A 6,765-nucleotide genomic window follows, 5' to 3' on the forward strand; every position below is an offset into this window, starting at 1 on the left:
TTCGTCTGATGCAAATTGATTGTCAAAGCCGGGGACAGGTCATGTGAAGCGGTGCGCAGCGGGTGATTCCCGGCGACACACCGCCAGACGTCACAGGTGGTTGAGGATAATGTATCCACCCAGAACAAAGAGGGACATAAAAAACAGCCGCTGAAAAACAGGGACAGATAAGCGCTGACGCACCTTTGCACCAATAGCCATACCCGCGAACGCCGGCAGTAAAGCGACGAGAGAAAGACCGCTGGCTGAGAGTGTCAGTATATTTTGCACCCATAGTCCGAGCATCAGCCCTGCAGAAGAGAAGGTGAACAAAATCCCCATGGCCTGCACCAGTTTTTCTTTGGGCAGCCCAGCTGATTGCAGATAAAACACCCCGGGCACGGCAGAAGATCCCGTCAGGCCGGTAAAGATGCCATTACAGGTGCCCATTGCCACACCAAACGCCGTCTGCCACTGAGGCCGGACAGACAAGCGAAAATTCAGCAGCCCGGTCACAGCATACAGACTCAGCAAAATGCCTAAACAAAGGGACATGTAGCCCGTGTCGATCATCAGCGCCAGCCAGCACCCGGCTCCGACTGAAACCGTAGCCGACAGGAAAAACAACCAGTGTTCACGGCTGAGCGACCGGGCATGTGGTCCGGTAACAGCCTGATAGATGTTGGTCAGAAATGCGGGTAAAGCCACCATCGACATTGCGGAATGAATCCCGATCACCGTCGTCAGTAACCCCAGAACAACGGGTGGCAGGCCGAGGCCCACCACACCTTTGATCATGCCGGCAAATGCAAAGACCAGCATGATGATTACGATGGTTGTAACGTCATATTCCATCAAACAATTTCTTCCGGCATCAGAGGGTAAATCGCAGCAATGCCCTGCTCTGCAAAGTATCTCAGTGCCGTCACCACATCCCGGTTCTCCTCATCGGTGAGTACCTCAGGTTTGTGCTGTGTAAAGTGATCGGCCAGCGCCAGAATGTCTGCTTTACGGTCCTCAATGTATACCGGCGTTTCATCCCCGTTTTGCGGTCCCGTTTCCGACAGCAGCGCCTGCATGGCGCGGGTATCTTTCACGAACTCGATATCAAAATGACCGAGCTGCATCAGTACATACCGGCTAGCCACTCCCTCCGGGGCACCATTGGCAAATCGGTGTTTTACCTGAGCCGGGATCTGAAACACTTTTCCCTGAGGCACAATAAACAGCTTTTCGAGCTCAGGCAGTTCAATACGAATGGTACCTTTCGAGCAATAGATCATGTCAGAGACCGACTGGTGAAAATGATACGGCACCGCCTCATGATCCAGATTAAACAGACTGACGCGAATACCGTCCTGATAATAAAACTCTTTCATTTCCATGACTGCATTTCCTTAAATTAGTTCTGCCAGGCAGACTCAGCGACCAATGGTGACGATTGACGGGCACAATAGGCAGCCCATTCTTCTGACAACCACATTGCCGCTTCAACAAACGCGGCTGAAAAATTCCGCTCATTCTGCCAGTAACGGGTCAATACGCCATACGAAGCAATCCATGGTGACGGGACCACTCTGCCGGTTTCCGGATCCCGGCACATCACGCCATAAGATTCATCGCTGTCGAGCATAATCCCCCCGGTCGAATAATGACCTTCCCGATTTGCCAGCAGCTCTTCACGTTCAGCCAGCGCCGACACCAGTCTGGACGGATGCAGGGACAACCGGAAATCCTGTCCGGATGCACGAATTACGGCATCAACCAGCCTTGTGCTCTCCGCGTCTCCGTCTGTGAAGGTGACTTGATACTGGCCACCATGAGCCACAGGATTACCCGATATCTGGTAGCCCATTTTTACGGATTCCAGCTTTCCGGATTCAAACAAAGCCAGCAACTTTTCAGCGTTCAGTAAAGGAATCGGTACGGCAATCCGGATAAAGTGCGTGTCCAGCTCCCGGTCATAGATTTCTTTCTCAAACGCATTCAGATGACGATAGAATTTCATCCGGCGGGCTTTGAGAAGAATTGTATGAACCAGATTATTCTCATGCGGACAGGTCACATCATACCGGAGCTTTTCAAAGGCATTTTCAAACTTCGGTTCGACAATATCCTGCCAGCCGATCTGACCTGATGTCGCCGCCCTCAGTTCCTGATCAATCATCGACAAAATATCATTCAGACCTAATTTTTGACCGAGTACCCGTTCAAGCTCGCCGAAGGTCTCTTCCGTCAGATACTGAAATTGATACTCGACCGACGCGCCCCGAACCGCAGGGAAAAAACCGCACCGGCTACCCGCGACAATCTGAATCTGAGCCTCTTCCGGCGACGGGGTATAGCCTGTGATATGCCCGCTGTCTGAAAAATGGAATGTCCCGGATTCAGCCAGCGACATAATGGCATCAATTCCGCTCGGTCCCATCCCTTTGACAAAACACGTCAGGGTTTTGTCCCGGACGGCTTCAGACCACGCCGCCACGCTGGCCCGGAGTTTTGAATCGGGATAAGGACTGTCAAGGAAATTCCCGGCAGTCATTTCAGATTCAGTATCCAGCGGCACCCAGTGACCGGTCGAAAGAAGCAGCTTGTCGATCCCGGTGATGACTTCTCTGCTGCCATCATCCACACGTTCAATCACGAGACTGAACCGCTCTGACTGTCTGTATCCATCGATTGCACAATAGCCGTTATAGGATTGAATCCGGATCCCATGACGACGGGCCTTCATGACTGTATCCCTGAACCGCTCTTCCAGATAAACCCCAAATAACGCCCGGGGATAAAATCCTTCCGGATCCGGTTCCCATGCATCCAGCGGGACAACCGGATGAGTCTCCCGGATCAAAGCCGGAAACTCTGCGGCCAGACGCTGGCGATGCTCACCCAGCCAGTCATAAAAATCATCTCCGGCAAGCGACATTTGCCGGGCCTGATTATTACAGAGATGGCCGGGTAACAATTCGTACGGTGCGTATGGATAGCCGGGACCATTCACCTGACGCGACTCAATAGTCAGAATTTCCACGGATGGCACAGGGCGCCGATCTGCGGTCAGGGCATTCACGAGATGAAACAAAGCTGCCGTGCCGGAAAACCCGGTCCCCACAATGCACAGCCTTGTTGGATTGACTTCAGACATAATCTCCCTCTTTGAATCATCTCCCGGATGCAACAATTCATCCGGGAGAAACTGCCGGAACCTACAGGCTCAGTAGTGCATCCCTGATCCGTTCTGCTGCTAAATGCAGCGTCGACTCAGATCGCCCCGTATTCAACCGAATGAAATGCTTCAACTGAGGTACATTTTCAGCAAAGTGAAGTCCCCCGATCGAAGCCACACGGGCACGCTCAAGAAGGAATTGCTCAGCGCTGTCATAACCCAGTTTTTCTATCTTTTCGCCGTAACCGGAAAAATCAGCAAAGATGAAAAATCCGCCTTCCGGCACAGGAACGTGAACATGAGGAATTGCATTCAGTGCTTCGACAAATCCCTGAAGATTCATCCGGGAATTCACCGCCCTGGCCATGGCAACCTCATCCATATATTCCTGCATCGCCTCATGTGTGGCGACCTGAGCATAGGTCGCAGCAAAAGAGTTCAGATTGACCTGCACTTTCGCCATCATGGCCAGCTTATCCGCCGGGCTGCAGATATAACCGACACGATCACCATGCATGCCATACGTCTTCCCGGGCCCGGTGACCAGCGTTGTGCACTCCCTCATTGCATACGTCACGCCGTTTTCCAGCGTCACGGTAATATCGGAAATTGTGGCTGGGCCATCGAGAATATGAGATTCGTACGGACAGTCGAACAACACCTGAACCGGGGGCTGCCCCAGCTCTGCGCGACGCAGATTGTGCCGCGCAATCACTGCTGACAAATGACTCAGATCCTCGCGGCTGTATATTTTGCCGGAAGGGTTCAGACAATCCCCGAGAATGATCATTTTCGTGCGTTCCGTGATGGCCTGATCAAGCACTTCAGGACTCAGCGCTTTGTCATAAAAATCGCGGACCAGCACACCTTTCATGACGCCGCCGTGTAAATCAATCATATCGGCGTAGTGCGGCCAGTTCGGTAACGGGACAATCACTTCATCTCCCGGGTTCAGCAGCGTGTGAAAAACCACGGTGATTGCACCCTTAATGCCGCCCGGCGTGACCATAATTTCATTGTCCGGGGAGTAGCGTACCCCTCTGAGCCGGAAAACACGGTCGCTGATCGATTTCCTCAGAAACTCGAACCCGGTCACAGGGGCAAATTCATGAATCGCCCGCGGCTGTTTCTGAATAAAATGAATGACTGCCTCATTGATACGGTCATCGGCCAGATCATCCAGCGTCCCGATACTGAGGTCGATAACTTCTTCACCCGGACGGGCATTGGCATTTAATGCAGCAATTTTTGCCTTGGTTCCGTGTGTCACCGATTCACGTAACTTCATTGCAGAGTCTGAAAAAATGGTCTCAGGCATAACTACTTTCCTCTTGAAATGAAACAGGCAACGCATCAAGTTCTGCGGATTTCCGGTACATGGCCAGCCACATCGACTGCTGTGCTTTAAACATCTCGGTTGCACCGTAAATGATTTCATTCAGATCGCTCTGCGTCAGGCAGTTATTCAGCACACAATTTCGCGCATCAGCGGCATGTCTTTCTTCGACGCCGTTGTCGACGTGCGCGTTGAAATACACCTCAACTTCTTTTTTATATTGCGCCTCATCAAGATGAGTCCGGCTCAGACGGAAAGCTTCCCTGAATGCCGTCAGCATCCGGTCAGCGTGTGTTTCCAGAGCCATAACAACGCCCAGCATGCGTGGATAGCTGTCTGAAATCAGTGCCTGAATCCGTTCACGATAGGCCAGCGTTTCGGGAATAATATCGGGACTGTTTTTCGCATCCTGAACTTTCAGGGGCTCCAGGTTATACTCCCGGGCGCCAAACAGGTTCAGGGCATTTTCCATAAATATTTCATGGCAGTGGGCTTTATTCCCCATCCCGGTCTCTTCACCCAGAATGTACGAAAACAAAATCAGCGTATCCATATCGTTTACCGCCGCAGAGCGGGCACAAACATGGGCGATTCCTTTCACAGTCAGTTCAGTCCGGTAAAAAAAATTGGCCCGGAATAATTCATAAGTGGCAGGCGTCCATGGATGCGTTGCCAAATGCTTAAAATAGGTATTTTCGAATATCGGGTGATTTTCCAGCTCCGTCAGAAAGCTATCCAGCTTCCCGCTCAGTTGATGACTTCCGCTTGACATTGTTTGCTCCTTGATTTCACAAGTAGTCGGGCTTGTTATCTATAAACCTCTTATTTCTTTTCGTTAACAAACTGATAATCAGATGCTAACAACACGATACTAACCACAACCAAAGAGCAGTTAGTTTAATATGCATCACAATTCTTATAATCCCATGAAAATGGCAAACCCAAACTCAGCGAAATTGTGCGGCTGCTCAAAATTCACACACACTGCAAATCCCCCCGAGTTCAATCACTATCCGTTAAAATCTTCACCGAACATCAGCAGCAAACGAGAAGGAGATAACAGACAAGCAATTGAAATTAAAGAAATTAATATCATGTCATCTAACGCTCTTGATGAACGAACCTCAGAAATGCGGATATTGCAGGTATGCAGGTATGCAGGTATGCAGGGGCATGCGAAACAATGTGACAATAAATCAAATAGGCTGTGCTTACGGAAATTTCAGAACAGAGACATTCAAATACTGCACGAGATGCAGCCAATGATCTGAAAGAAAAGATAATGAAAAAACACGTTCACGATGAGTGGTCAATTATTTATCTTACCACTTCAGGGAATTAAGACTTTCATTTTTTTGGTCTTGCTTCAAACAATTTATTTAATAAAAAAACGGATATGAACTCATATTGTGATAATAACCATCCTATTTTAAAGTGTTTCTCTGAAACAACGCGCATGGAGGAAAAAACCTCCATTGGCTAGAACAAAAACAATATCCGTCAAAGGTTAATATCGATGAGTATAACAACACCCAATCAGGTCACGATCAATGACTTGCCTTCTAAAGTAAAAATTACATTACCGGAAGAGCCGGATTCGGGCGGCGCTTCACTTCTCATGTATCTTGGTATGGGAATATCTATCGTTGGTGTGCTATTCATTCTCTTTGGCCCAAGAGAGATATATTACAACGCCTATAAGGGAATGACATTTATCCAGATACTGCAAGCCTACCCTGGTCCAATTGCCAGTGTCGGATTTTTGATTTGTGGTATTGCAAACTATGTCACCAATTCTGCTTTACAAGAATATCAGACCGGTGTCGTTGCATCACTCGAAAGTGCGATTCAAATTACCGACGAAGATATTCCTGAAGGATTAAAGTTAAGCATTGAACAAAAAGAAGAAGACGACAAAGATGTTTACTATGTCAGCTTAATTGAAGCAACTGATGAGCCGGAATCAGACGAGAGTACTGAATCAGCAGCTCTGGAATCAACCGAAAAATAGTAAAAGCCAAGATAAACTGCGTCTTTTTTAGGACGCAGTTTTATATTTAAAATTCACTCACTCTTCCTATAATTCATATTTACCCCACCAAGAAATGAAGCTCTTAAGAACAATTACCAGCCCCATAACTTACAATAATTATGTGTTTTTTCAGTATATAAGATTTTGTGCTTCCTGCATTCCAATATATAAACCCTGAATACCTCACTAGTTATGCCATTTTTATTTTTATTTTTATTTTTATTTTTATTTTTATTTTTATTTTTATTTTTA

At 48.3% G+C, this 6,765-nt stretch carries 6 protein-coding genes; 1 reads left to right on the top strand and 5 read right to left on the bottom strand.

All coding sequences use genetic code 11. The features are described from left to right. Positions 1-90: 90 nt before the first annotated feature. From SPK40_RS09905 to SPK40_RS09925, 5 genes are all read right to left on the bottom strand, one after another. Positions 91-834, bottom strand: a complete 744-nt coding sequence (locus tag SPK40_RS09905) for a sulfite exporter TauE/SafE family protein (RefSeq protein WP_330960345.1) — start codon at positions 832-834, stop codon at positions 91-93. Next, positions 834-1,364: a cupin domain-containing protein gene (locus SPK40_RS09910; RefSeq protein WP_330960346.1), complete on the bottom strand. Its 531-nt coding sequence runs from the start codon at positions 1,362-1,364 to the stop codon at positions 834-836. Before SPK40_RS09910 ends, SPK40_RS09905 begins: the two co-directional genes overlap by 1 nt. 17 nt (positions 1,365-1,381) lie before the next feature. Then, positions 1,382-3,124 (bottom strand): FAD/NAD(P)-binding protein, encoded by a 1,743-nt coding sequence (locus SPK40_RS09915; RefSeq protein ID WP_330960347.1) that lies wholly within the window; start codon positions 3,122-3,124, stop codon positions 1,382-1,384. A 61-nt stretch (positions 3,125-3,185) separates the two neighbouring features. Continuing rightward, positions 3,186-4,463 carry a pyridoxal phosphate-dependent aminotransferase gene (locus SPK40_RS09920; RefSeq protein ID WP_330960348.1) on the bottom strand — a complete coding sequence of 426 codons (1,278 nt, stop codon included), beginning with the start codon at positions 4,461-4,463 and terminating at the stop codon, positions 3,186-3,188. Continuing rightward, the gene (locus SPK40_RS09925; RefSeq protein WP_330960349.1) at positions 4,456-5,253 is read right to left on the bottom strand and encodes an iron-containing redox enzyme family protein; all 798 of its coding nucleotides are present in this window, start codon (positions 5,251-5,253) and stop codon (positions 4,456-4,458) included. Before SPK40_RS09925 ends, SPK40_RS09920 begins: the two co-directional genes overlap by 8 nt. 744 nt (positions 5,254-5,997) lie before the next feature. Here SPK40_RS09925 and SPK40_RS09930 point away from each other — a divergent pair. Further along, entirely contained in the window at positions 5,998-6,492 is a 495-nt protein-coding gene (locus tag SPK40_RS09930; protein ID WP_330960350.1) for a hypothetical protein, read from the top strand. The last annotated feature ends 273 nt before the right edge of the window (positions 6,493-6,765 follow it).

Origin of the sequence: Photobacterium sp. 53610, assembly GCF_036409375.1 — a bacterium.
In the GTDB taxonomy this organism is placed as follows: domain Bacteria; phylum Pseudomonadota; class Gammaproteobacteria; order Enterobacterales; family Vibrionaceae; genus Photobacterium.

Excerpts from the sequence above, each read along its gene's own strand:
- SPK40_RS09905 (WP_330960345.1), bottom strand. The coding sequence starts at position 834 with ATGGAATATGACGTTACAACCATCGTAATCATCATGCTGGTCTTTGCA.
- SPK40_RS09910 (WP_330960346.1), bottom strand. The coding sequence starts at position 1,364 with ATGGAAATGAAAGAGTTTTATTATCAGGACGGTATTCGCGTCAGTCTG.
- SPK40_RS09915 (WP_330960347.1), bottom strand. The coding sequence starts at position 3,124 with ATGTCTGAAGTCAATCCAACAAGGCTGTGCATTGTGGGGACCGGGTTT.
- SPK40_RS09920 (WP_330960348.1), bottom strand. The coding sequence starts at position 4,463 with ATGCCTGAGACCATTTTTTCAGACTCTGCAATGAAGTTACGTGAATCG.
- SPK40_RS09925 (WP_330960349.1), bottom strand. The coding sequence starts at position 5,253 with ATGTCAAGCGGAAGTCATCAACTGAGCGGGAAGCTGGATAGCTTTCTG.
- SPK40_RS09930 (WP_330960350.1), top strand. The coding sequence starts at position 5,998 with ATGAGTATAACAACACCCAATCAGGTCACGATCAATGACTTGCCTTCT.